This is a genomic window from Tardiphaga robiniae (assembly GCF_013359755.1).
Classification (GTDB): domain Bacteria; phylum Pseudomonadota; class Alphaproteobacteria; order Rhizobiales; family Xanthobacteraceae; genus Tardiphaga; species Tardiphaga robiniae.
In genome coordinates this window covers 100,299-126,520 of sequence record NZ_JABMCJ010000086.1, presented here as the reverse complement: position 1 = coordinate 126,520, position 26,222 = coordinate 100,299, and the positions used below count along the sequence as shown (strand labels likewise).

The following is a 26,222-nucleotide window of genomic DNA, read 5'->3' as shown; positions in this document are numbered from 1 at the left end:
GCTTGAGGCTCCCTTCCCATCGCCTTGGGACTTTAATTCGCGATCGGAGCGTTCGTCGAGGCAAAGTGCAAGCAACCGAAAAAACACCGCAGGCGGAACGTCGGGCACTTGCTCGGCGCCTCCGAAAGTCCTGATGCACTCACAATTGCGGAAGACCGCATCGCATCAGGCCCAAGGGTGCAACGGGCACCCGGCGTTCCGCACGCCCTCTCGCAAGGGGGCGGGAATGCAAGCGACGACGGCGCCCCCGCGCCGCAAACAATGGGGGCGATGACGCATGTCTGATCGGCGTCATCATGAGCCAAAGCAGGGCTGACGCCGCCTACTTCTTTCAGCTAGAGTCATTCCAAACAAGAGGTCTGCCAGACCACAAAACGCGCGCGAGGAAATCCCGATGATTCCATCTCCCGTCATTCGTCTGCATGACAACGACGCCGTATTGATCGCGCGTACCACGCTGCTGCCCGGTATCGAGGTGACGACAGGCGTCGTGACGTCGGAGCGCATCCCCGCGGGCCATAAGGTCGCGATCCGGCCCATCGCCACGGGCGAGGAGATTCGCCGCTACGGGCAGATCATCGGCTTTGCCACCCAGCCGATCGCGCCCGGCCAGCATGTCCATACGCAGAACATGGGCATGGGCGATTTCGATCGCGACTACGCCTATGGCGTCGACGTCAAGCCGACGCCGAATTTCGATTTGCCCGCCACCTTCATGGGTCTCAAGCGCAGCGATGGCCGCGTCGCCACGCGCAACTATATCGGCATCCTCACTTCGGTGAATTGCAGCGCCCATGTCGCCAGCATGGTTGCCGATGTATTCAAGAAGAATCCCTTCACCGGCCACAACCCGCTCGCCGACTATCCCAATGTCGATGGCGTCGTCGCACTCACGCACAAGACGGGCTGCGGCATGACGCAGGACGAACCGCTGACGCTGCTGCGCCGAACTCTCGGCGGCTACGCGCGGCACGTGAACTTCTCCCACGTGGTCGTGCTCGGCCTCGGCTGCGAGATCAACCAGATCGGCGGCTTGATGCAGGAGCAGAAGCTCGCCGGGCGCTTGCGCGAAATGCAGATCCAGGAAATCGGCGGCACGCGCAAGACCACGGAAGCCGGCGTTGCCTTCGTCAATGAAGTGCTGGCCGATGCCAACAAGGTGACGCGCGAGGAAGTCTCTGCCAGCGAATTGACCGTCGCTCTGCAATGCGGCGGCTCCGATGGCTATTCGGGCATATCCGCCAATCCGGCGCTCGGCGCGGCGAGCGATCTGCTCGTGCGTCACGGTGGCACCGTCGTGCTGTCGGAAACGCCGGAGACCTATGGCGCCGAACATCTGCTGACGCGCCGCGCGGTGTCGCGCGAGGTCGGCGAGAAACTGGTCGGGCTGATGCGCTGGTGGGATGCCTATTGCGAACGCGAGGGCGCCGAGATGAACGCCAATCCGAGTCCCGGCAACAAGGCCGGCGGCCTCACCACCATTCTCGAAAAATCTTTGGGCGCTATGGCCAAGGCCGGCTCGACCAATCTCGTCGACGTGCTGAACTATGCCGAGACGATCACCAAGAAGGGTTTTGTGTTCATGGACACGCCCGGCTACGACCCCGTTGCGGCGACAGGGCAGGTCGCCGGCGGTGCCAATCTCGTCTGCTTCACCACCGGCCGCGGCAGCGTGTTTGGCTGCAAGCCCGCGCCGTCCATCAAGCTCGCCACCAACACGCCGATGTTCAAGCGCATGGAAGAGGACATGGACATCAATTGCGGAACCATCCTCGATGGCGACGAGACAGTGCAGGAATGCGGCCAGCGCATCTTTGAGCTGATGCTCAAGACCGCCTCCGGCGCGCCGACCAAGAGCGAAAGCTTCGATTTCGGCGGCGCGGAGTTCGCGCCCTGGGTCCTGGGCGCGACGATGTGAGGGGGACCGCTGCTCCGTCCTCATCCTGAGGAGCGGCGCACTTGCGCCGCGTCTTGAAGGATGGCGCAACACTCCGATTCATGGTTCGAGACGCGCGCCAAGCGGCGCGCTCCTCACCATGAGGGCTGAGTTAGGTGAAGCGCCCCCAATCGAGGCACATCGTGCCCGTTGTTAGAGCTTGATCCCTGGCACCTCCGGTGTTCTGCTTAAAAAAGCTGCTGGAGTTGCGCCACTGTGTCGATCTTCGTCGCACTGAACCACGTCACCCATTACAAATATGATCGGCCGATCACGCTGGGGCCGCAGACCATCCGGCTGCGACCCGCGCCGCATGCGCGCACGCCGATTCTGAGTTATTCGCTGAAGGTCACGCCGACCAATCACTTCGTGAACTGGCAGCAGGATCCGCAAGGCAACTGGCTGGCGCGCTTCGTCTTCCCGGAACCGGCGAATGAGCTGAAGATCGAGGTCGACTTCACCGCCGAAATGACCGTGATCAATCCGTTCGACTTCTTCGTCGAGCCCTATGCCGAGACGTTTCCGTTTGCTTATACCGATGACCTGAAGAGCGAACTCGCGCCCTATATGGCGACGACCGAACCAGGTCCGCGCTTCACCGCCTATATGGCAGAGATCGCGAAGGAAGCGCCGAACACGGTGAACTTCCTCGTCGATCTCAATGCGCGCCTGCGCGAGAAGGTCAACTACATCATCCGCATGGAGCCTGGCGTGCAGTCTCCGGAAGAGACGCTGCTGTCCGGCGCGGGCTCATGCCGCGACTCTGCGTGGCTCCTGATCGAGACACTGCGCCATCTCGGTCTCGCTGCACGTTTCGTCTCCGGCTATCTGATCCAGTTGCGCCCGGACATCGATCCGATCGAAGGCCCGCCCGAAGTCGAAGCGGACTTCACCGATCTGCACGCCTGGGCCGAAGTCTATATCCCCGGCGCCGGCTGGGTCGGCTTCGACGCGACCTCGGGCATGCTGACGGGCGAGGGGCACGTTCCCGTGGCGGCGACGCCGCATTTCCGGTCGGCGGCGCCGATCTCCGGCATGGCGGGCTTCGCCGAAGTCGAGTTCGCGTTCGCGATGGGCGTCAAACGTATTCGCGAAGCACCGCGGATCACCAAGCCGTTCTCGGATGAATCCTGGGCCAGGCTCGACGCGCTCGGCGAAAAGGTCGATGCCGATCTGAAGGCGCATGACGTGCGTCTCACCATGGGCGGCGAGCCGACATTCGTGTCGGTCGACGATATGGAATCGCCGGAGTGGAATACGGCCGCCGTCGGCCCCACCAAACGCGGCCTCGGCGACGATCTGATCCGCCGGTTGCGGACGCGCTTCGCGCCGGGTGGCCTGATGCATTACGGGCAGGGCAAATGGTATCCCGGCGAGAGCCTGCCGCGCTGGGCGTTCGGCCTGTACTGGCGCAAGGACGGCGTGCCGATCTGGAAGAACGATGCGCTGATCTCACGGATCGAAGGCCCGCGCAGCGCCGATATCGGCGGTGCCGAGCGCTTCGCCGAAGGCACGGCGCGGCGGCTTGGGCTGCCGAAGGACTATGTCATTCCGGCCTTCGAGGATCCCGTCTATTGGGAGCAGAAAGAATCGAACCTGCCGAACAATGTCGTGCCTGGCGACTCCAAATTGCCCGATCCGGAGGAACGTGCGCGCATGGCGCGGGTCTTCGAACATGGCCTCGACAGGCCGAAAGGGTTCGTGCTGCCGATCCAGCGCTGGAATGCGGAGACGGCCGCGGACAGACGCTGGCGGTCCGAGCGGTGGAAGCTGCGCCGTGGCAACCTGTTCCTGACGCCCGGCGATTCACCGATGGGCCTGCGCCTGCCGTTGTCGTCGCTGCCGCATCTCACCGAAGAGGAATATCCGTTCATCGTCGAGCAGGATCCGCTGGAGCCGCGCGGCGACATGCCGGTGTTCGACGAAATCGCGTCTGCGGAAAACCAGCCTGCCGCGCAATATGTCCAGGAGCAACAAATTCGTTCCGGCGGTGTACGCACGGCGATGTCGATTGAAATTCGTGACGGCATTCTCTGTGCCTTCATGCCGCCGGTCGAGAAGTTTGAAGATTATCTCGAACTGGTGACGGCGCTGGAGGCGACGGCCGAAGAACTGCAGATGCAGGTGCATGTCGAGGGCTATCCGCCGCCGTTCGATCCGCGCGTCGAGGTCATCAAGGTGACGCCGGATCCCGGCGTGCTGGAGATCAACATCCATCCCGCCTCGAGCTGGCGCGAGGCCGTCGATACCACGACGTTTCTCTATGAGGAGGCCGCGAAGACGCGGCTCGGCGCCAACAAGTTTCTGCTCGATGGTCGTCACACCGGCACCGGTGGTGGCAATCACGTGGTGGTCGGCGGCAGCTCGCCGGCTGACTCGCCGTTCCTGCGTCGGCCGGATCTCCTGAAGAGCCTCGTGCTGTATTGGCAGCGCCATCCATCGCTGTCCTATCTGTTCTCCGGCATGTTCATCGGTCCGACCAGTCAGGCACCGCGCATCGACGAAGCACGGCATGACGGTCTCTATGAATTGGAGATCGCACTGGCGCAGGTGCCGCCACCCGGTGGAAAGGCGCCGTTGTGGCTGGTCGACAGGCTGTTCCGGCATATCCTCGTCGATATCACCGGCAATACCCATCGTGCAGAGATCTGCATCGATAAACTCTATTCGCCCGATGGTACGACAGGTCGCCTCGGTCTCGTCGAATTCCGTGCGCTCGAAATGCCGCCCGATCCGCGCATGTCGCTGGCGCAGCAGCTCCTGATCCGCGCGCTGATCGCCCGGATGTGGCGCGAGCCGCAGGACGGCAAATTCGTCCGCTGGGGCACGGCGCTGCATGATCGCTTCATGCTGCCGCATTTCCTCTGGGAGGATTTCCAGGACGTGCTGAGTGAACTCGGCCGGTCCGGTTACGAATTCTCCAAGGAGTGGTTCGAGGCGCAGCTCGAATTCCGCTTTCCCGTGTTCGGCCACGTGACCTATGGCGGCGTCACGCTGGAAGTCCGCCAGGCGCTGGAGCCCTGGCATGTGCTGGGCGAGGAGGGCTCGGCCGGCGGCACCGTGCGCTATGTTGATTCCTCGGTGGAGCGGTTGCAATTGAAGGCCAACGGTTTCACGCAGGGGCGGCACATCATTACCTGCAACGGCCGGGCGCTGCCGATGACCGAGACCGGCCGGGCCGGCGAGGTGGTCGCCGGCGTCCGTTTCAAGGCCTGGCAGCCGGCATCCGGCCTGCATCCGACGATCCCGGTCCATGCGCCGCTGGTTTTCGACATTTATGACAGCTGGAATCGGCGGTCGCTCGGCGGCTGCGTCTATCATGTGGCGCATCCCGGCGGCCGCAATTACGAGACAAAACCGGTCAATGCCTATGAGGCGGAGGCCCGGCGGCTGGCCCGGTTCGAGGAGATCGGCCACACGCCCGGCGAAATCGCTCCGCCAAGGGCAGAACGCACACTTGAATTCCCATTGACCCTCGACTTGCGAACGCCTCTCCTGCATTGAGAATGCAGGCAGTTTGGGCTGGAGAGTCGGAATGACGGGACAGGCCGGTCAGGGGAAAAAGCCCCGTCCGGGACATCGTAAAGTCGCGCAATGGACCCGCGACTACGAGCGGCTGCCCGGGATTCCCGACGAATTCATCGCCCAGGACGGCACGCCCCGCGAGGTCTGGACGCGGTTCTTCGAGGCCTTCGGCGCCATGGCGCCCGTCGAGATCGAACGCCGCTTCGGCTCTGCCGACCGTCATCTCCGGGAAGCCGGCGTCACCTACCGCGCGCCCGGCGAAATCGCCGACCGGATCTGGCCACTCAGCCATGTGCCGCTCCTGATCGACGAATCCGAATGGCTGCAGATTTCAGCGGCAATGACGCAGCGTGCGGAGTTGCTGGAGAAGATTCTCGGCGATCTCTATGGCGATGCCAGCCTCGTCGCGTCCGGCGCGATCCCGGCGGCGGCGATTGCCGGCAGTTCGGAATATCTGCGTGCGATGCGCGGCGTGAAACCGCCGGGTGGGCGCTATCTCAACGTCTATGCCGCCGATCTCGGCCGCGGTCCCGATGGCCGCTGGTGGGTGCTCGGCGATCGCACGCAAGCGCCGTCCGGCATGGGCTATGCGCTGGAAAACCGGCTGGTGTTGTCGCGCGCCTTCACCGACCTCTACAAATCGATGAATGTCGAGCGCGTCGCGCCGTTCTTCGAAGCGTTTCGCGACAGCCTGCGCGCCTCGGCCGATCGCGACGAGCCGCGGGTCGGCCTGTTGTCGCCGGGGCCGTTCAGCGAAACCTATTTCGAACATGCGACGCTGGCGCGTTATCTCGGCTTCCTGCTGGTGGAAGGCGATGACCTCGCAGTCTCCGGCGACCGCGTGCACATCCGCACTGTGGCCGGCCTGAAGCGCCTTGATGTGCTGCTGCGCCGCGTGGATGCCAATTCGCTCGACCCGCTGGAGCTCGATGCCTCGTCGCAACTCGGTGTGCCCGGGCTGATCGACGTTGTCAGAAAGAATGGCGTCGTCGTCGCTAACATGCCGGGCTCCGGCGTCATGGAAGCGCGCGCGCTTTTGGGTTTTCTGCCAAGCTTGAGCCGGAAGCTGCTCGGTGAACCACTCAAGATGCCGCATATCGCGACCTGGTGGTGCGGCCAGAAATCGGCGCGCGAGGAAGTGCTGGCGCGGCTCGACGACTTTGCGATCGAAGGCGCCTATGGCGGAGCGGTGCCCGGTTTCCCTGGCTACTCGCCCGTGCTGCCGTCGCAGCTCTCGCCGGATGAACGCGAGCGCCTGAAGGCGGCGATTGCCAATCGCGGTGTCGATTATGTAGGGCAGGAGCTGGTGCAGCTTTCGACCACGCCGGTCTGGGACAATGGCCGGCTCGCGCCGCGTCCGTTCGTGCTGCGCGTCTTCGCGGCGGCGACGCCTGAGGGCTGGACCGTCATGCCCGGCGGCTTCTGCCGTATTGCGGATCAACCGGATGCCCGCGCAGTCTCCATGGGCGCGGGCGCACGCGCCGCCGACGTCTGGGTGGTGGCCGACAAGGCCGTTGCTGCATCGACGCTACTGCCGGCCGTCGACAATGTGCGTATCCGCCGCATCGCCGGCTGGGTGCCGAGTCGCGCCGCCGACAATCTGTTCTGGCTCGGGCGCTATCTCGAGCGCGCCGAATCCACACTGCGTCTGATCCGTGCACTCAGCGTGCCGCAGCGCGATCCCGGCAAGGGCGGAGCCACCACGCAGCAGTCGATCGAGCGCATCCAGCGCATGCTGATGACCTGGGGCGCGACATCGCTCACCTCGCGCTCCCAGCCGGCCAAGATCGCGGCTCAGGCATTGCAGGGCGAAGAGCAGTTTGGCTCAGCGCTATCGCTGGTGCGCTCTGCATTGCGGACCGCCACCTCGCTGCGCGAACGGCTGTCCCCCGACGCCTGGCAGGTCATCACCGAAATGGCCGAGCGGCTTGCGCATGAAGTCGAAGATGACGATGACGTCGTCAGTGCGGCCGAACTCACGCTGCAGGAACTGGCGAGCTTCGCCGGTCTCGCGCAGGAAAACATGAACCGAGCCGCGGGCTGGCGTTTCCTCGAAATGGGGCGCCGTGCCGAACGCGCCATCAACACCACGCGCTTTGCGCGGCAATTCGCGTCCGACGAGGCGACGAGCGACGATCTCGATATCCTGCTGACGCTGGTCGATTGCCAGATCACCTATCGCTCGCGTTATCTCGTTGGTCCGCTATTGGCACCGGTCCGCGATCTCGTGGTGCTCGATCCCTATAACCCGCGCTCGGTGGCATTCCAGGTCTCGGCACTAAATGATCACATCGCCAGCCTGCCGACGCTGAAGGAGAACGGCCTGATGGAACGGCCCCAGCGGCTGGCGGTGGCGCTGCGTTCGTCGCTGGTCACCGGCGAGGCATCCGAAATCCACACCAAGTCACTGTTTGCGCTGGAGCAGGATCTGCTGACGCTCGCGGATTCCATCGGCCTGCATTACTTCCCGCACGGTGCTAGCGCGTCGCGCCCGGAAAAGCTGACGGGGCTGGCGTGATCTACGAAATCCGCCATGTCACGACCTATAGCTATGAAAGCCCGGTGAGCTATGCGCGCTGCTCGCTGCGGCTGCAGCCCAATAGCAGCGCCGGGCAGCAACTGGTCTCGCACAGCGTCGATATCAAGCCGCTGCCGGCGGCCCGCGCCATGCGGACGGATTTCTTCGGCACGCCGACGGAAAGCGTGTTGATCGAAACCCCGCATCGGGTGCTGCGGATAGACAGCCGGTCGCGCGTCTATGTCGAACGTTTTGCGCCGGGGCGCGGCGACGATAGCCCTTCCTGGGAGAGCGTCCGCGAGGCGGCGTTCGATTCCAGCGACCTCAGCGGTGCGTCGCCGATTGGTTATGTCTTCGCCAGTCCGCTGGTGCCGATCATCGATGCCGTCACGGACTATGCGGCGGTGAGCTTTACCGAAGGCCGCGGGATTCTCGTGGGCGCCGTCGATCTGATGCATCGCATCCGCACCGAGTTCAAATACGATCCGAAGGCCACGGTGATCTCGACGCCGTTGCAGGAGGTGCTGGATAAGCGCCACGGCGTCTGTCAGGATTTTGCGCATATCATGATTGCGGGCATGCGCGGGCTCGGTTTGCCCGCGGCGTATGTCAGCGGCTATCTGCGCACCATTCCCCCGCCGGGCAAGGAACGCCTGCAGGGCGCCGACGCGACCCATGCCTGGGTGTCGGTCTGGTGTGGTGAGGAACTCGGTTGGATCGGCTTCGATCCGACCAACGACATTTTGGTCGAGAACGATCATATCGTACTGGCGATCGGCCGCGACTTCTCCGACGTGTCACCGGTGGATGGCGTGATCGTCGGTGCCCGCAAGCAGAAGCTCGCCGTCGCCGTCGACGTGCTGTTGCTGGAATGACCATCGTCCGTCGCGCGCATAACACGGCCGACATCGTCATTCTCGGCGCCGGTGCGGCCGGCCTGATGTGCGCCGGCATTGCGGGGCAACGCGGTCGCTCGGTGATGCTGCTGGAGCAGGCGAGGGCGCCGGGCGAGAAGATCCGTATCTCCGGCGGTGGGCGCTGCAATTTCACCAACCTGCATACGGCGCCGGCGAATTTCCTGTCGCAGAACCCGCAATTCTGTAAATCCGCACTGAAGGGCTTCACCCAGCAAGACTTCATCGCGCTGGTCGAGAAATATCGCATCGCCTATCACGAAAAGACGCGCGGGCAATTGTTCTGCGATGGCTCGTCCCAGCAGATCATCGACATGCTGCTGGACGAAAACCGCCGCAGCGACGTGCAGATGCGGCTTGGCGTCGGCATTCTGGGTGTGACGAAGAACGAGAGTGGTTTTGTCGTCGCTACGGATCAGGGCGAATATCGCGGTCAGTCGTTGGTGATCGCCACGGGCGGGCCTTCGATCCCGAAAATGGGTGCCAGTGCCTTTGGCTACAAACTGGCGCAACAATTCGGGCTGAAGATGGTCGCGCCGCGTGCCGCGCTGGTGCCGCTGACCTTCGACGTTGCGGCGCTTGCACAATTCAAGGACCTCGCTGGCGTTGCCGTTGATACCGTCGTCAGCGTCGGCAAGGCCAAATTCGACGAGGCGCTGCTGTTCACCCATCGCGGTCTCAGCGGTCCGGCGATCCTGCAGATTTCATCCTATTGGCGGGAGGGGCTCGATGTCGTCATCGACATGGCGCCGACGCGCGATGTGCTCGCCGCCTTGAAGGAGGCACGCCGCGAACGACCGCGGCAGGAACTGGCGACGGTGCTCGGCGATATGCTGCCCAAGCGATTGGCCCAGATGATCGCCGACAAGATCGTCGGCCCGCCGCGGCTGGCGGATTTTTCGGACAAGCTTCTGGCGTCGGTAGCGGCTGCAGTGAAGGAATGGCGCGTGCGGCCGAATGGCACCGAAGGCTATCGCACGGCCGAGGTAACCCTTGGCGGTGTGGACACCACAGAACTGTCATCGAAGACGTTCGAAGCGACATCGGTGCCGGGGCTATATTTCATCGGCGAAGTCATCGATGTCACCGGCCATCTCGGCGGCTTCAACTTCCAGTGGGCGTGGTCTTCCGGCGTTGCCGCGGGGCGGCACGTCTAGACAGCCTCCGGCGAATATCCAACAATCCGGCCATGATCTATCGCCACGCCATCGGTGACCATAAGCATGTCTTCGCGGATCTGCGCGACCTCATGGCCAAGGCAACGCCGCCGCGCTCCGGCGACAGGTTGGCCGGGATTGCAGCCGAGACCGCCGAGCAGATGATCGCGGCGCGGATGGCGCTCGCCGACGTACCGCTCAGGCAATTCCTGCAGGAAATGGTGGTGCCCTACGAGGACGACGAGGTCACGCGTCTTATCGTCGATACGCATGATGCCGCCGCATTCTCCACGATCTCGTCGCTGACCGTCGGCGGCTTTCGTGACTGGCTGCTGTCAGACGCGGCCACGCCGCAAGTCCTTCAGACCGTCGCCCGCGGCATCACGCCGGAGATGGCCGCCGCGGTCTCGAAGCTGATGCGCAATCAGGACCTGATCCTGGTGGCCAGGAAGTGCGAGGTGATCACGCGCTTTCGCAATACCATCGGGTTGCGCGGGCGCATGAGCGTGCGGTTGCAGCCGAACCACCCGTTCGACGATATCAGGGGCATCACGGCATCCATTCTCGACGGGCTGATGCTGGGCTCCGGCGATGCCTGTATCGGCATCAATCCGGCGAGCGACGATCCGGCGGTGCTGGGCGGGTTGGTGCGGCTGCTCGACGATGTCATCACCAAGCTGGATATTCCGACCCAGAGTTGCGTGCTCACCCATGTCACGACCAGTCTTGATCTCATCAACCAGGGCGCTCCGGTCGATCTGGTGTTTCAGTCGATCGCCGGGACAGAGGCCGCCAATAGAAGTTTCGGCATCGATCTGGCGATCCTGAAGGAAGCTCATGCCGCCGGGCTTTCGCTGAAACGTGGCACGCTTGGCCAGAACGTTATGTATTTCGAGACCGGGCAGGGCTCGGCTCTGTCGGCCAACGCCCATCACGGCGTCGATCAGCAGACTTTGGAAGCGCGGGCCTATGCCGTGGCCCGGGCGTTCGACCCATTGCTGGTGAACAGCGTCGTCGGCTTCATTGGGCCGGAATATTTGTATGACGGCAAGGAGATCATCCGTGCCGGGCTGGAGGATCATTTCTGTGGCAAGCTGCTTGGCCTGCCGCTGGGCGTCGACGTCTGTTACACCAACCATGCCGAAGCCGATCAGGACGACATGGACAATTTGCTGACGCTGCTGGCCGCGGCAGGCGTGACCTTCGTGATGGGCGTCCCCGGTGCCGACGACGTGATGCTGAACTACCAGTCGACGTCATTTCACGACGCGCTCTATATCCGCGACCTCTTTGGGCTCAAACGCGCACCGGAATTCGACGACTGGCTGCAACGGGTCGGGCTCTCCGGAGCGGACCTTCGCATCCGCGATCGGGAAGGCCTGCTGCCCGATCTGGCCGCGCGTCTGATCGCCTGACGTCAATAAACCGTCATAAGGCTTGGCGCTTTGTGCGCACTTGCGCGGAGCTGGTCACGACCTTGTCACCGCCCGCCACAATCTTGAAGAAATTCTGGCCCAGATTCGGACGTCGTGATTAGATCGCTCAAAGTATTCGGCAGGAGTGGAACGGTTTTAGCTCGGCGACGTTATTGAAGGTTCAGCGCTTATGGGGACCGCTGATGCATTCACAGAGGAATTTTGATGAGAGCTGAGGGCAGGCAGACGGTCCGGCGCATTCTGTGCGTCTTTCCGCGATACACGTCTTCATTTGGCACGTTTGAATATTCATACCCTCTGACCGACGGCGTTCAGGCCTTCATGCCTCCCCAGGGCTTGCTGCTGATTGCCGCCTATATGCCCGAGAACTGGGAAGTCCGTTTCATCGACGAGAACATCCGCGCCGCCACGCCCAATGATTTCCTGTGGGCCGAAGTTGTGCTGGTGTCAGGCATGCACATCCAGCGCACGCAGATGAACGACATCTGCTACCGCGCGCATTCCTACGATCTTCCGGTGGCGATCGGCGGACCCTCGGTATCCTCCTGTCCGGACTACTACCCAGCTTTCGACTATCTCCATATCGGCGAACTCGGTGATGCCACCGATCAACTGATCGATATCCTGGAAAAGGATACGTCGCGGCCGGACCAGCAGGTCGTGCTGAAGACCACCGACCGTCTGGACATGACCAGGTTTCCGATTCCGGCCTATGAACTGGCCGATATTCCGCGCTACTTCCTGGGCAGCATCCAGTATTCCTCGGGCTGCCCGTATCAGTGCGAATTCTGCGATATCCCCGGCCTCTATGGTCGCAATCCGCGCCTGAAGTCGCCTGAGCAGATCACCGCCGAACTCGACAAGCTGCTCGAATGCGGCATCATGGGCTCAGTGTATTTCGTCGATGACAACTTCATCGGCAACCGCAAGGCCGCACTCGATCTGCTGCCGCATCTGGTCGAATGGCAGAAGAGGACCGGTTTTGTCTTGCGCCTGTCCTGCGAGGCGACGCTGAACATCGCCAAGCGGCCGGAAATCCTTTCGCTGATGCGCGAAGCCTGGTTCGGCACGATCTTCTGCGGCATCGAGACGCCCGATCCCGTCGCCCTCAAGGCGATGAAGAAAGATCACAACATGATGGTCCCTATCATGGAGGCGATCGAGACGCTGAACAGTTTCGGCATGGAAGTCGTGTCCGGCATCATCCTCGGCCTCGATACCGACAAGCCCGAGACCGGCCAGCATTTGCTCGAGTTCGTGGAAACGTCACAGATTCCGCTTCTGACCATCAACCTGCTGCAGGCGCTGCCGCAGACGCCGCTTTGGGACAGGTTGAAGAAGGAAGGACGCCTGAACGAGGACGAGGGCCGCGATTCCAACGTCGACTTCCTGTTGCCGTATGAGGACGTGGTGAAAAGCTGGCGGCGCGCCATGGGCAGCGCCTATGTGCCGGAGAAGCTGCTCGAGCGCTTCGAGTACCAGATCCGCCACACCTATCCCAATCGGATCAAGCCGCCGGTCGGCGCCATGCTCACCTGGAAAAGCATCCGGCTCGGGCTGGTCATGCTGCGCAACATCTTCTGGAAGGTCGGCGTGCTTGGTGATTACAAGCGGGCGTTCTGGAAATTCGCGCTCCGTCGGCTGGCCCGTGGCGAGATCGAATATCTCATCAGCGGGATCATGGTGGCGCACCACCTGATCAACTTTGCCCGCGATGCGTCCGGTGGTCAGACCAACGCGTCCTATTATTCGCTGAAACTGCAGGACGCTGCCGTTCCGGCCGAATGAGCGATAAGTTGGTGTCATGACAGATCGGAATGATGTGACGCCGCCGGTGCCGCAGCGCTCCCTCGCGGAGCTGCGGGCGTTGACGCCGGCGCGTGTCGGGCTCGGCCGGGCCGGAGCCAGCCTGACCACGCGGGCCCTGCTTGATTTCACGCTCGACCATGCCCGCGCACGTGACGCGGTCCATGCGCCCTTCGAGGCCGAAGCCATCGCGGCCGCACTGGCCGGGCTGGGGACGAGCGCGCTGGTGGTGACGAGCCAGGTCGCAGATCGGGCCGACTATCTCAAGCGTCCCGATCTCGGCCGCCGACTGTCTCGCGAGTCACAGGAGATGCTTGAAGGTCGCGACAGCGCCGCGTGCGATCTGGTGATCGTGATTGCGGACGGCCTGTCTCCGGCTGCGGTCAATGCGCATGCGCTTGGCCTACTAGGCGCGTTAATGCCCAAATTGGCGGCGGTCGGGATCGGCGCTGTTGTGGTTGCCGGCGGGGCCAGAGTCGCGCTCGGCGACGAGATCGGTGCGTTATTGAGGGCCCGGATGACGATCATGCTGATCGGCGAACGTCCGGGTCTCTCGGCGCCGCAGAGTCTCGGTGCCTACCTGACCTTCGCACCGCAGCCGGGTCTGACGGACGCTGCGCGCAACTGCGTGTCGAACATCCAGGTGGCCGGTCTGTCCTTCGAGGAGGCAGCGAGCAAGATTGCCTGGCTGGCGCGCGAAGGGCTGAATCGCAACATCACCGGTGTGGCTCTGAAAGACGAAAGCGGTCTGCAACTGGTAGCACCGCTCGTTGCACCAGCATGAAACAACAGCCTCTGCGCTCCATTTTGTGACCTGAAACGCAACCTCGGCGCGCGCGCCGCCTTGCGATATGTCATACAGACCTGCTACATCTGCCCGCGGCAAATTTACCGCATGTTTTCAAGGGCTAGCGCTGTTCGGTCTCGCCGATTCCAGCCTTACTACTGCCCGCGACGCTTGCTAGGCAGACGCCGCTGACGACAGGACTGGACAGGGTATGCACGATACGGTTCCCCCCCACGACGCGGATATGAATAAATTGCGCAAGGGGCCGATCAGCATCGCCTTCGGGCTCGAGCGCATCGGTCTGATCGCGGTGAAGGCGCCGGTACTGTCCTGCGTGATCCTGCTCGCGCTGGTGATCGGTGCGATCTTTGGCATCCAGCGCATCAAGATCGACGATTCGCTGAGCCAGCTATTTCGTTCTGACAGCAAGGAATACAAGCAATACGAGGAAGTGACGAAGCGCTTCCCGTCCACCGAGTTCGACGTGCTCGTGGTGCTCGAAGGCAAGACGCTGCTTGCGCGCGACAATCTTGGAAAGATGCGCGACCTCGTCACCGACCTGCAATTGGTCGATGGCGTGCGCGGGCTGATCTCGATCTTCTCGGCGCGTCAGACGCCGGCCCCCGGCAAGTTGCCGGCAGCGCTGTTTCCCAACGATCTTCCTGAAGGCGCCGACTACGACAAGTTCATCGAGACGGTGAAGCAGAACGAGCTGATCCGCGGCAAGCTCTTGTCCGACGATGGAACTCTGGCGTTGGTAGTGTTGTCGCTGGACCCGGCCGTGGTCAGCAACAGCAAGCTCAGCACCGTCGTCGCCGATATCCGCAAGACCATGAATGAGGACCTGGCCAATAGCGGTCTGACCAAGGAATTGTCGGGCGTGCCGGTGATGCAGCTCGAAATCCGCAATGCGGTCGAGCGCGACGGCCTGATCTATAACATCGCCGGCATTCTCGCCGGCTGCGTCATTGCGATCATCTTCTTCCGCAAGATCTCGTTCATGATCATCGCGGCGTTTCCGCCGCTGCTGGCGATCCTGTTGTCGCTCGGCGCGCTCGGCTGGGCCGGCTTCAGCCTCAACATGTTCCTCAACGTGATGACGCCGCTGATCATGGTGATCAGTTTTGCCGACTCGATGCAGCTCACTTTCGCGGCGCGTGACCGGTTGATTGCAGGCGAGGACAAGTATTCAGCATTTACGAATGCGGTTCGTGTCGTGGGTCCCGCCTGCGTCCTCACCCATGGCACCGCCGGCATTTCGTTCCTGGCGTTGCAGTTCTCCGACTCGGACCTGATCCGCGCCTTCGGCGAGGCTGGTCTCACCGCGACCATCATCGCGCTGGTCGCGGTGCTGTCGCTGGTGCCGGTGTTCGGCGTGCTGCTGGTGCGCAACGAGAAGATCTTTGCCGCCAAGTTTCAGACCGCCGATGCCGGCGTGCAGGCGCTGCGCGCCTTCTGCTACTGGATTGCGGTGCGCATGGTCGGCCGTCCTGGCCTGTTCAGCCTGATCTCGCTCGTCGTCGTCGTTGGTCTCGGGATCGTTTACGCCAATCTCGAGCCGCGCTATCGGCTGGCCGATCAGGTGCCGGACAAGGAGCAGGCGGTCGCGGCCAGCGGACGGCTCGACGCCAAGCTGACCGGCGCCAATCCGATCGACGTGCTGATCGAATTTCCGAAGGGCGCGGATCTTTATTCGCCGGACACGTTGGCAACCATCGCCGAAGTCCACGCCATGGTCGAGAAGCAGGCGGGTGTCGGCAATGTCTGGTCGTTGGAAACGCTGCGGCGCTGGCTGGCGGAAAAGGCCGGCTCGTCGGATGTCGCGACGCTGAAGGAATATGTCAGCGTGATACCCGAACATCTGGTGCGCCGCTTCATCTCGGCGGATCAGACGGCGGTGGTGGTGTCCGGCCGTGTGCCCGACAGCGATTCGAGCAAGATCCTGCCGGTGGTCGACAAGCTCGACAATGCGCTGAACGCCGTTCGCACCAAGCACCCGGGCTATGAGATCGCGGTGACTGGTCTCTCGGCCATCGCGGCGCGCAACAGCGCCGGGATGATCGAGAAGCTCAATCACGGCCTGACCATCGAATTCGGATTGGTCGCCGTCTTCATCGGCCTCGCGTTCCGCTCGTGGGTGGTGATGCTGGCCTGTATCCTGCCGGGCATCTTCCCGGTGGTGCTGGCCGGCTTCGTATTGTGGCTACTCGGGGAGGGGCTGCAATTCGCCAGTGTGGTGGCACTGACAGTGTCCTTCGGTCTCGGCCTCAGCGCCACGATCCACTTCCTCAACCGCTTGCGTCTGGAAGACACGCCGGGCACCGATCCCGCGATCGCCGTCGAGCGTGCGACTGTGCTCGTTGGTCCCGCGCTGATCCTGACGACGGTGGTGCTGGCCTGCGGCCTCGTGGTGACGGTGTTCTCGGATCTGCCGTCGCTGCGGCTGTTCGGCTGGCTCAGCGCCTTCTCGATGGTCGCGGCACTGGTGGCCGATCTGTTCATCCTGCGCCCGACCGCGATGTGGCTGATCAATCTGCAGCAGCGCCTTACGGGCAGTTCGGTTCTTGCGAAGCAAGAGAAGTAGTCAACCGGCGCTGCATCCGCCGCTCAGCTACGTCTGACGCCGGAAAACATGTCGTGATTGCGCGCTATGAACTTGACCAGGAAGTCGGCAACCGCACGCGACCTGGCCAGCTTGCTCTGGGTCGGATGGGTGATCAGGTAGATGCCCTCGCGGGGCGTCGCAGGACCCATCTCGATACGCGTGACGCCAGGCAGGGCATCGCCCACGTAGCAGGGAAGCACTCCGACGCCCAGGCCAGAGGCCACCGCCGCGCGCAGCGAAACGGTCGAGCTGGTTTCCACCGCCGGCGCGCGCGCCTTGGCGAGACTGACCATCCACTTCCGCTCCGGCATCTCGCGGCTTGCGTCGGAGAGAAGGATAAAAGGCATCTCCGCCAACGTGGCACCCTCGCGCAGGCGGAGTGCCAGATCATCACGGGCGTAAAGGGCAAAGCGGTAGTCGCAGAGCCGGCGGATTCCGAGTTCGTTGGGAACCGCAAGACTGATCCGCAGTGCGACGTCGGCGTGGCCGCGCCGGAATTCGTCGAACTGCATGTCGGCGCATAGTGCGATCCGGATCGAAGGGTGCGTGTTGCGGAAATCGGCGAAGGCATCGGTCAGCGCGTGACAGATCAATGCGTGGGGCGCGGCAACGCGAACGACCCCTTCCAGCTCTGAATGAGGGCCATCGATCAGTTGCGGAAGCGCGTCGAGGGCTTCCGCAATTGATCGTGCCTTCGCGATCAGCGCGGCGGCGGGCGGGCTCACAATCAGGCGGCCCTCACTGCGCCGGAACAGTTTGGTGTCCAGCGCGAGCTCGAGCGTTGCCAGCCGGCGCAGGACCGTGCTGTGGCTGACATCCAGCTGCTTGGAAGCGCCAAGCGCCGTGCCGCTGGACTCGATGGCCAGCACCACGCGCAGGTCGTCCCATGTAAACGCGGCCATCTTTGCTGCCCCGCCGCTGTCTATAATTGAAAATCATACTTTCATTTTTGGACAATGCCAGCCGGTATCTCGGCATCAGTGTTGCTTGGGAATGGAGGAGAACGGCGGCAGCCGGACTGCAACATTCACGAGGTTGTTCATGAGCATGAAGCGTTTACTGCTGGCGGTTGTATTGGCCGCAGGCCTGTCGCAAGGCGCATACGCCGAGGACAAGGCCATATTGCAGCTCGACTGGATCCCGACAGGGGAGCACGCGGCGTATTTTGCGGGCCAGCAGCGCGGATTTTTCAAGGACGCTGGTATCGATCTCACCATCGTCAGGGGTTATGGATCGGGCGACACGGTGAACAAGGTGGCGGCAGGCGCGGCCAAGTTCGGCGTTGCCGACGTCGGCGCGGTGCTCGCGGGACGCGCGCAACAGTCAGTACCGGTCAAATCGATTGTGGCGGTCTATACCTATTCGCCGCACTCGCTGTTCATTCTGAAATCGTCAGCGATCAAGGGCTTCAAGGATCTTGCCGGCAAGAAAATCGCCGTGAGCCCGGGCAACAGTCACCGGATCTATTTTCCGGAAGTCGCACGCCGGGTCGGAATCGACCCGGAGAGCGTAACCTGGGTCACGACGGACGCATCGGCAATGGCGGCGATGTTGATTGCCAAGCGCGTCGATGCGGCGCCATTCTACTCCATCCATCAATACTATCAGAACAAGGCAGCCACGCAGGCCGGCGAGGAAATCGTAGCGCTGCCCTTCGTCTCGGCGGGCTTTGCGATCTATGCGTCATCGTTGATCGCCACCGATGAGACGATCAAGACCAATCCGGATCTCGTGAGGCGTTTCGTCGGTGCCGCTGTGAAGAGTTACGCGTGGGCGCGCGACAATCCGGGCGAGACCTGCAAGCTCCATGTGCAGAAAAATCCGGAAGTCCTGCAGGACGAATGCGAAGCGTCGCAGAAGGCCACGATGGGCTTCATCTTCAACGATCACCAGCGTGCAACAGGGCAGGGGCACTTCGCAAAAGATCGCCTGGCAGATACGTGGAAGGCCGTGGCCGAGAGCCTCAAACTCGATGCGTCGTGGAATCCGGCCCAGGCCATCGACGACAGTTTCGTCCCGTGATCTCGCTTGCCCGGGTCGGCAAGACCTTCAAGACCCGCCGCGGCGGCCATGTGCAGGCGCTGGACGACGTCACGATCTCCATACGGCCGGGGGAGTTCGTCGCCATCGTCGGTGCCTCCGGCTGCGGCAAGTCGACGTTGCTGCGCATGGTGGCCGGATTGGTGCTGCCCGATATCGGGCATCTCACGCTCGACGGCAAACTGGTCACAGGGGCGACGAAAGGCACGGCGATGGTGTTCCAATCGCCGACCCTGCTGCCGTGGATGAATGTGGAGCGCAACGTTGCATTTCCATTGAGCCTGTCTGGCGGTGATGGGCCCGAAGCGCGCGAGCGCGCTCGCGTGCTGCTGCATTCGGCGGGTCTCGCGGGCTTCGAGCATCGGATGCCGCGTGAACTCTCTGGTGGCATGCAGCAACGCGTCGCGATCTGCCGCGGCCTTGTGCAACAGCCGCGCATCCTGCTCATGGATGAACCATTCGGCGCACTCGATGCTCTGACGCGCGAGGAGATGAGTCTGTCCCTGCTCGCGTTGTGGCAGGCAAATCCGATGGCGGTGCTGTTCGTGACTCATTCGATTTCCGAAGCCGTGCTGCTTGCGGATCGGGTCGTGGTGATGTCGCCGCGGCCGGGCCGTGTCGCGGAGATCGTGGAGGTCAATCTGCCTCGCCCGCGATCGTTCGACCAGGAAGCCAGCGCGGAATTCCACCGCTGCTCGAAACTGATCCGCGACCGGATCTATGGCGGAGCGGCCCATGCTCACTAATGCTGCAGACTGGGGCCGCCGCAACCTGCCGGTCATCGTGTCGACCCTGACATTCTTGCTCGGCTGGGAACTGCTCTGCCGAGGGTTTGGCATCAGGCCGTTCCTGTTGCCGTCGCCGAGCGCGATCTGGACAGCGGTAGTACCGGTCTGGCCCAACATCGCCATGCATACGGTGACTACGCTGCGGACCGTTCTGCTCGGGCTCGCGGCTTCCATTGCGATCAGCCTGCCGCTTGCCATGCTGATTGCAAGCTCGCGCACGATGTCGGCGGCAATCTATCCACTGCTGGTGCTCACCCAGTCGGTGCCCAAGGTGGCACTGGCGCCGATTCTTCTGGTGGCACTCGGGGCCAACGAGTTTTCAAGGGTGATCATTACCTTCCTCGTCGCGTTCTTCCCGCTCGTGGTGAGTTCTGTCGCGGGACTCTTGGCCGCGCCGCCCGAACTGATCGAACTCGGACGTTCGTGCCGCGCGACCCGTGTCCAGGAATTGCTGCGCATCCGTCTGCCATACGCTTTGCCTTTCGTGTTCGGCGGATTGCGCGTCGCGGCTGCGCTTTGCGTAGTGGGTGCCGTGGTGGCCGAATTCGTCGGCGCGGATTCCGGCCTCGGCTATCTGATCCAGACCTCGATGGCGTTCTTCCGCACACCGGTCGCGTTCGGCGCGGTGGTGATTCTCGCCATCATGGGCATCGCGCTGTTCCAACTGGTCGAGGTCATCGAGCGCCTGCTCGTGCCGTGGTCGAGCAATCTGGACAGCAACTCCAACGACAACAACTAGGTCAGGTGCAATGGCAAAGAACTATCCGGGATATGTACTGATCCGTGACGCTTTGATCTCCGACGCGGGGTCCCGCCGCGGCGTGAAGGGCGATATTCTGATCAAAGACGGGATCATTGCGGAAATGGGGCCTGATCTTGCCGCGCCAGACGGCGCGAACATCGTCGATGCCTCCGGCATGCTGGTTCATGCCGGCCTCGTCAACGCCCATACCCATGGCCATGGTGGCCTCGGCCGCGGACAGGGCGATCGCTGGACGCTGGAGGTGCTGCTGGCTGCCGCCCCGTGGATCAGCGGTAGCCGCTCGCTGCAGGACAAGAAGCTCACGACCCAGATCTGCGCTGCCGAAATGGTGCTGAAAGGCTGCACCGCGGCCTATGATCTGTACTACGAATATCCGGCACCGAGCATCGACGGCATGGATGCCGTCGCTGAGGCCTATGCGGAAGTCGGCATGCGTGCCGTCATCGCGCCGATGGTCGCGGATCACAGTTTCTACGAAGCCATTCCCGGACTGCGCGATGCGCTTCCGGAAGATCTTCAGCACCAGGTCGATCGGCTAAGGCTGGGGCCGGGCGATCGGACTATTTCGGCCATCGGATCGATTCTCGAACGCTGGAAATGGTCTTCACATGACATCCGACCTGCGGTGGCGCCGACCATTCCGATCCATTGCAGCGACAGTTTCATGTGCGGCTGCGCCAAGCTGGCACGCGACCATGGCATTCCCCTGCAGAGCCATGTCGGCGAGAGCAAGGTGCAGGCGGTGGTCGGCAAGGAACGTTACGGTAAGACGCTGATTGCGCATCTCGACGAACTAGGCCTGATCAACGAACAATTCTCCGCGGCTCATGCGGTCTGGCTCGATGATGATGATTTTCGGCTGATGGCCGACCGTGGCGCCTCGCTGGCGCATAACGCTGGCAGCAACATGCGGCTGGGCAACGGCCTGTTCAGGATGCGCCGTGCGCTCGACCTCGGCGTCAATGTCGGCATCGGGACAGACGGTGCGAACTGCTCCGACAATCAAAACATGTATGAGGCGATGCGCTACGCATCGATGGCCTCCAAGGTACAAGGGCCCGACCCACGCAAATGGGCTGCGGTCGAGGAGATTTATTATGCTGCCACGGCCGGCTCGGCGCGGGCGCTCGGGCTGTCGCATACCGGCGTATTGGCGCCGGGCTACAAGGCCGACATCGTGTTCCTGGATCTCGGGGCGATCAACTGGATCCCGCACAACTGGAGCGTCAACCAACTGGTTCATACCGAAGATGCGACCTCGGTGCGCCACGTGATGATCGGCGGCAGCTTCGTGGTTCGCGACGGCCGCTTGCTGACGCTGGACATGGCCAGACTGGCACGGGAAGCGGAGGCCGCGCGAGATCGGCTCGAGATACTCAATGCGGAATGGCGTAGTCTGTTCGAGCGCCTGGAGCCTGTGGTGGCATCGTTCTGTCCGGGACTGGCAGCGCGTCCCTACCAGATCAATCGCTATCTATGCGACGAGGTCGAATGAATTTCTGCGGCGCGAAGCCTGTGGCTTCGCACCTGATGCACGGGTCACGTCTCAGCTCTTGACCATATTGATCGAAACGCCGCGAATTTCGCCCTTGGAGCTGATCGACACCGACTGCTTGTTACCGCGGGTCGTCAGCGTGATGTTGGCCGCAAAGCCCGCGGCCTCGACGAAGACGTCGATCTGGCCGCCGCCCGCCTTGCCGACCAGATTGCCGTAGACGTTGCGGCTGGCTTCGCTCCAGCTGCCGGACACGTTGTTGCCCTGGCTGGTGACATTGCTGGAGAGGTCGAACTTGTAGCTGTCGCTGGCGCAGCGCAGCGTCTGCGCCAGGGCGCTGCCGCCGCCATCCACCTTGTAGGTTGCCCGGCAGCGAATGCGCTCCGAGGAGCCGTCCGACATGGAGACCGTTCCGGTACCGCTCCAGGCCCCGTCGAAGCCGGCGAACGGTCCGGACTGGGCATGGCCTGCGGATACCGACAGCAGCAGGATCGCGCCAGCGCCGGCGGCCTTGAGGGCGTGCCCGAACCGCTTTGCAGAATGGAATGTCATGTAAGTTTTCCCAAAATAGCGCTGTGTAACCGAGTTATGCCGCGCCTCATCGAAGTTTAAGTGTCGCTGCACATCTTTAGGTTCAATAGAGCGATCATAATTGGACGATTGTAAAAGTAACATGTCACCGCCCACAAGCGCGAAGGTTCCCGGAGCGGAACGGGTGGAGATGATGCGCGTCTGAACAATTGTCGTAAAACCTTATCTTGTCCTGCGGGGTGGCATCAGCCGGTCCTGCAGCCAGTGCGGCCATGTCCGCAAGCTTTCGCCGCATTTATTCGTGTCTGTGGTGGCGGGAATGTTCTGTGTCCTGATTGCATCCATCGCCGCGAATTCGCCGATGTGCCTGAAGATAAAGCCTTCCCGGCGATGCGAATGTTTCAGTTTATGCTATGCACCACACGGGCTGTGATCTCGTCACCATACTGAAGGAAGACAATGCGTAAATTTCTCCTGGTACTGTCCGTGCTTTCCGCATCTGCCTCGACCGGCGCATTGGCCCAGCAAAACCAGCCCCGCAGCGGCACCGACGCGGAGCAGAAGGCCTGCACCCGCGACGTGCAGAAGCTCTGCCGCGCCGTCATGGATCAGGGCGACCTCGTTGTTCTGTCCTGCCTGAAGGAAAACCGCCCCAAGATCAGCAAGGCCTGCAACGACGTGCTGGTCAGCCACGGCCAATAACCCCGCCCTAATGCGAGATTCCGGGCTCGTGGCGCCGTTTTGGTCTCGCCGCGAGCCCGCCAAGACGTGATTCGGCCCGGCACTGGCTGCGGCCGAAAGTGGCATATTGGCATTGGTCTCACGGGCCAATTTGCCCTATATGGGGGCTCGCGGCCGACCCCGCCTGCCGGTATTACCGGACCTTGGCGGCCCCCGAGCCACCCTGTTCAAATCCAACGTAGCCAGTTCTGGATGACCCCTGCGAGCGAACTGCGATCCGGCAAGACCGATCGTGACGAGAATTTTCCTGTCGCGTCGTGGATTATCCATCCGCGCCACCGGGCGCTGATTCTTGCCTTCTATAATTTCGTCCGGACCGCAGACGACATTGCCGATCACGCGCTGCTCGATGCGCCGGCGAAACTGGCCCTGCTCGACGAGCTGGAGGCCGACCTGCTCGGTCAGGGTGACGGCCAGGCCGAAGCCGTCGTTCTGCGCGAGGCGCTCCAGATGCGCGAGATGCCCCCGCGTCATGCGCTCGACGTCCTGACAGCTTTTCGGATGGACGTGACCAAGCTGCGCTACGCCGACTGGGATGAGCTCATTCATTATTGTTCGTTCTCGGCGATGCCGGTCGGACGTTTCATGCTCGACGTGCACGGCGAAAGCAAAGCCACCTGGCCGGCGTCGGATGCGCTGTGCGCGGCCTTGCAGATCAACAATCACCTGCAGGATTGCGGCAACGACTATCGCGATCTCGATCGGGTCTACATTCCGCAGGACACGCTGGACCGGCACGGCGCCTCGGTGGAAGATCTCAAGCAGGCGAAGGCGTCGCCGGCGCTGCTGGCCTGTATTCGCGAGCTGGTCGCCAAGACCGAGACCCTGATGCATGAGAGCGAGACACTGACGGTCCATATCGCCGACGTCCGGCTGGGCTGCGATGTGGCCGTCATCGAGACTTTTGCCTGGCAGATCCTGAAGATGCTGAAGTTGCGCGATCCGCTCAGCGAGAAGGTTCACCTCTCTAAGGCCAGCATGGCTGGCTACGCGCTGGCCGGCATTGCCGGCGGGCTGTGGCGCCGCGCCACCACCAGCGCGCCGATGCCTCGTTCGACGACGCCGGGCGCATGAACCAGATGACGAGCCAGGTGAATAATAGCGAATCTCAGAGCGAGGTTCAGGGCGTTGCTGCCGGCAGCTCGTTCTATGCCGCGATGCGCATTCTGCCGCGTGCCCAGCGCGATGCGATGTTCCAGATCTACAGCTTCTGCCGTCAGGTCGACGATATCGCGGATTCCGATGGTCCGCGCGACGTCAGGCTCGCCGACATGCAGCAGTGGCGCGCAGATATCGATGCGCTCTATGCAGGCAATCCGCCGGCGCGTGTGCGCGACTATGTCGGGCCGGTCAAGCAGTTCGGCATGCGCAAGGAGGATTTCATCGCCGTCATCGACGGCATGGAGATGGATATCCCCGCAGATATTCGCGCGCCCGATGACGCAACGCTCGATCTGTATTGCGATCGTGTTGCCAGTGCCGTCGGCCGCCTGTCGGTGAAGGTGTTCGGCATGCCGGACGAAGATGGCATTCTGCTTGCGCATCATCTTGGCCGTGCGCTGCAGATTACCAATATCCTGCGCGATATCGACGAAGACGCCGGTATCGGCCGTCTCTATCTGCCGCGTGAGCTGCTCTATCACGCCGGCATCACGTCGAGTGATCCGGACGTGGTGCGCGCCAGCCCGGCATTGCCGAAGGTCTGTGTGCCGCTGGTGAAGCGGGCGCAGGCGCATTTCGAAAAGTCCGACGAGATCATGGCGCGTAACAAGCGCCGCGTGGTGCGCGCGCCGCGGATCATGTCGAAATATTATCACGCCATCCTGGAATTGCTGGTGGCGCGTGGCTTTGCTTTGCCGCGCGACCCCGTTCGTCTCGGCAAGGCCTCCAAGATAGCGATCCTGCTGCGATACGCGATCATCTGATGCAAAAGACCGCTCATATCATTGGTGCCGGCGTTTCCGGCCTGTCGGCCGCCGTGCGTCTCGTCAATGCCGGCTTCAAGGTTCACGTCCATGAGGCGACGCAGCAGGCCGGTGGCCGCTGCCGGTCGTATTTCGACGCGCAGACGCAGCTCCAGATCGATAACGGCAACCATCTGGTTCTGTCGGGTAATAGCTATGTCGTCGCTTATGCAAAGTCGATCGGCACCGAAGCCGGGCTCGTTGGTCCGCAGCGGGCACAATTCGCATTTGCCGATGCCAAGACTGGCAAGCGCTGGCAGCTCGATCTCGGCGATGGCAAGATCCCGACATGGTTGTTCGACAAGACGCGCCGTGTCCCGGACACATCAGTCGCCGATTATCTCGCGCTGTCGCCGCTGATCTGGTCATCGAATAGTCGCCTGGTCGGCGATGCCATTCGCTGTGAAGGCGTCCTCTACGATCGTCTGGTACAGCCGCTGCTGCTGGCCGCGCTCAATGTCGATCCGCCGGAAGGTTCGGCTGGTCTGGCCGGCGCCATCGTGCGCGAAACGCTGCTGGCAGGCGGGCAGGCCTGCCGCCCGCTGATCGCGCGCGCTGGTCTTAGCGATGTTCTGGTCGAGCCTGCGATCGAATTGCTGCGTGCCAAGGGCGCTGGCGTTCATTTTGGTCATGAGCTGCGCGGTTACACCATGAGTGGGGATCGCATCAGCGAGCTGAAGTTTGGCGCTGATGACGTCATCACGCTTGGTGCGGACGACGTCGTGGTGATGGCTGTTCCGCCATGGGCCGCGAAGTCGCTATTGCCTGGTGTGAAGACGCCGACCGAATTCCGCGCGATCGTGAATGCGCATTTCAACTACGTCCCGCCAGCGGGCCACCCGCCGCTGGTTGGCGTTGTCGGCGGTGTGGTGGAATGGTTGTTTGCTTTCCACAATCGCCTGTCGATCACGATCAGCAATGGCGACCGTTTCGTGAACACACCGCGCGAACAGTTTGCGCAACAGATCTGGGACGAGATCTGCAAGATTTCGAATATCCAGGCGCCGCTGCCCGCCTGGCAGATCGTGCGCGAGCGCCGTGCTACTTTTGCGGCTACGCCTGCCCAAGATGCCCTGCGTCCGGGCACGCGCACCGATTTCAAGAACCTGTTTCTTGCAGGCGATTGGACCGATACCGGTCTGCCGGCGACTATTGAGGGATCGGTGCGGTCGGGTGACCGCGCGGCCGATCTCGTTCTGGCGATGCGCTGACCGTT

The 26,222-nt window shown here is 62.6% G+C and carries 19 protein-coding genes; 17 read left to right on the top strand and 2 right to left on the bottom strand.

What is annotated here, in order from left to right; all coding sequences use genetic code 11:
* Positions 1-394 precede the first annotated feature (394 nt).
* The 9 genes from HP556_RS17840 to HP556_RS17800 all read left to right on the top strand — a co-directional run bounded on the left by HP556_RS17840 (position 395) and on the right by HP556_RS17800 (position 16,663).
* Positions 395-1,918, top strand: coding sequence for a UxaA family hydrolase (locus HP556_RS17840; RefSeq protein WP_175367960.1), 1,524 nt, complete (start codon positions 395-397; stop codon positions 1,916-1,918).
* A 234-nt stretch (positions 1,919-2,152) separates the two neighbouring features.
* Positions 2,153-5,440 carry a transglutaminase family protein gene (locus tag HP556_RS17835; RefSeq protein WP_175367959.1) on the top strand — a complete coding sequence of 1,096 codons (3,288 nt, stop codon included), beginning with the start codon at positions 2,153-2,155 and terminating at the stop codon, positions 5,438-5,440.
* A gap of 31 nt (positions 5,441-5,471) precedes the next feature.
* The gene (locus HP556_RS17830; RefSeq protein WP_175367958.1) at positions 5,472-7,979 is read left to right on the top strand and encodes a circularly permuted type 2 ATP-grasp protein; all 2,508 of its coding nucleotides are present in this window, start codon (positions 5,472-5,474) and stop codon (positions 7,977-7,979) included.
* Positions 7,976-8,854 carry a transglutaminase N-terminal domain-containing protein gene (locus HP556_RS17825; RefSeq protein WP_175367957.1) on the top strand — a complete coding sequence of 293 codons (879 nt, stop codon included), beginning with the start codon at positions 7,976-7,978 and terminating at the stop codon, positions 8,852-8,854. Before HP556_RS17830 ends, HP556_RS17825 begins: the two co-directional genes overlap by 4 nt.
* Positions 8,851-10,050, top strand: a complete 1,200-nt coding sequence (locus HP556_RS17820) for a BaiN/RdsA family NAD(P)/FAD-dependent oxidoreductase (protein ID WP_175367956.1) — start codon at positions 8,851-8,853, stop codon at positions 10,048-10,050. Before HP556_RS17825 ends, HP556_RS17820 begins: the two co-directional genes overlap by 4 nt.
* Positions 10,051-10,082: 32 nt before the next feature.
* Positions 10,083-11,465: an ethanolamine ammonia-lyase subunit EutB gene (locus HP556_RS17815; RefSeq protein ID WP_175367955.1), complete on the top strand. Its 1,383-nt coding sequence runs from the start codon at positions 10,083-10,085 to the stop codon at positions 11,463-11,465.
* A gap of 225 nt (positions 11,466-11,690) precedes the next feature.
* On the top strand, positions 11,691-13,274 hold the full coding sequence (locus tag HP556_RS17810; protein WP_175367954.1) for a B12-binding domain-containing radical SAM protein: 1,584 nt from the start codon (positions 11,691-11,693) through the stop codon (positions 13,272-13,274).
* A gap of 16 nt (positions 13,275-13,290) precedes the next feature.
* Entirely contained in the window at positions 13,291-14,076 is a 786-nt protein-coding gene (eutC, locus tag HP556_RS17805) for an ethanolamine ammonia-lyase subunit EutC (protein WP_175367953.1), read from the top strand.
* Between the two features lie 247 nt (positions 14,077-14,323).
* Positions 14,324-16,663, top strand: a complete 2,340-nt coding sequence (locus tag HP556_RS17800; RefSeq protein WP_231079997.1) for an efflux RND transporter permease subunit — start codon at positions 14,324-14,326, stop codon at positions 16,661-16,663.
* A 23-nt stretch (positions 16,664-16,686) separates the two neighbouring features.
* Here the strand turns inward: HP556_RS17800 and HP556_RS17795 are convergent, their stop codons facing one another.
* A complete protein-coding gene (locus HP556_RS17795) occupies positions 16,687-17,586 on the bottom strand; it encodes a LysR family transcriptional regulator (protein ID WP_175367952.1) in 900 nt (299 codons plus the stop codon).
* Positions 17,587-17,725: 139 nt separating this feature from the next.
* On the opposite strand from HP556_RS17795, the gene HP556_RS30290 reads away from it, so the two are divergent.
* Genes HP556_RS30290 through HP556_RS17775 form a run of 4 tightly spaced genes read left to right on the top strand, consistent with a single transcriptional unit; the run spans position 17,726 to position 21,770 of the window.
* The gene (locus HP556_RS30290) at positions 17,726-18,706 is read left to right on the top strand and encodes an ABC transporter substrate-binding protein (protein ID WP_175367951.1); all 981 of its coding nucleotides are present in this window, start codon (positions 17,726-17,728) and stop codon (positions 18,704-18,706) included.
* Entirely contained in the window at positions 18,703-19,470 is a 768-nt protein-coding gene (locus HP556_RS17785) for an ABC transporter ATP-binding protein (protein ID WP_093756532.1), read from the top strand. Before HP556_RS30290 ends, HP556_RS17785 begins: the two co-directional genes overlap by 4 nt.
* Positions 19,460-20,251, top strand: coding sequence for an ABC transporter permease (locus HP556_RS17780; protein WP_093757285.1), 792 nt, complete (start codon positions 19,460-19,462; stop codon positions 20,249-20,251). Before HP556_RS17785 ends, HP556_RS17780 begins: the two co-directional genes overlap by 11 nt.
* A gap of 10 nt (positions 20,252-20,261) precedes the next feature.
* Complete coding sequence (locus HP556_RS17775) at positions 20,262-21,770, top strand: amidohydrolase family protein (protein WP_175367950.1); 1,509 nt, start codon at positions 20,262-20,264, stop codon at positions 21,768-21,770.
* 51 nt (positions 21,771-21,821) lie between these two features.
* On the opposite strand, the gene HP556_RS17770 is transcribed toward HP556_RS17775, so the two are convergent.
* The gene (locus tag HP556_RS17770; RefSeq protein ID WP_068735853.1) at positions 21,822-22,322 is read right to left on the bottom strand and encodes a hypothetical protein; all 501 of its coding nucleotides are present in this window, start codon (positions 22,320-22,322) and stop codon (positions 21,822-21,824) included.
* Positions 22,323-22,760: 438 nt separating this feature from the next.
* Between HP556_RS17770 and HP556_RS17765 the strand changes: the two genes are divergently transcribed.
* The 4 genes from HP556_RS17765 (at position 22,761) to hpnE (ending at position 26,217) form a co-directional block, all read left to right on the top strand.
* Entirely contained in the window at positions 22,761-23,003 is a 243-nt protein-coding gene (locus tag HP556_RS17765) for a cysteine rich repeat-containing protein (RefSeq protein WP_068735855.1), read from the top strand.
* Between the two features lie 231 nt (positions 23,004-23,234).
* Positions 23,235-24,116 carry a squalene synthase HpnC gene (hpnC, locus tag HP556_RS17760; protein ID WP_068735856.1) on the top strand — a complete coding sequence of 294 codons (882 nt, stop codon included), beginning with the start codon at positions 23,235-23,237 and terminating at the stop codon, positions 24,114-24,116.
* The gene (hpnD, locus tag HP556_RS17755; protein WP_420878678.1) at positions 24,113-24,967 is read left to right on the top strand and encodes a presqualene diphosphate synthase HpnD; all 855 of its coding nucleotides are present in this window, start codon (positions 24,113-24,115) and stop codon (positions 24,965-24,967) included. The genes hpnC and hpnD overlap by 4 nt, the downstream gene beginning before the upstream one ends.
* The gene (gene hpnE, locus HP556_RS17750; RefSeq protein ID WP_175367949.1) at positions 24,967-26,217 is read left to right on the top strand and encodes a hydroxysqualene dehydroxylase HpnE; all 1,251 of its coding nucleotides are present in this window, start codon (positions 24,967-24,969) and stop codon (positions 26,215-26,217) included. Before hpnD ends, hpnE begins: the two co-directional genes overlap by 1 nt.
* Positions 26,218-26,222 lie beyond the last annotated feature (5 nt).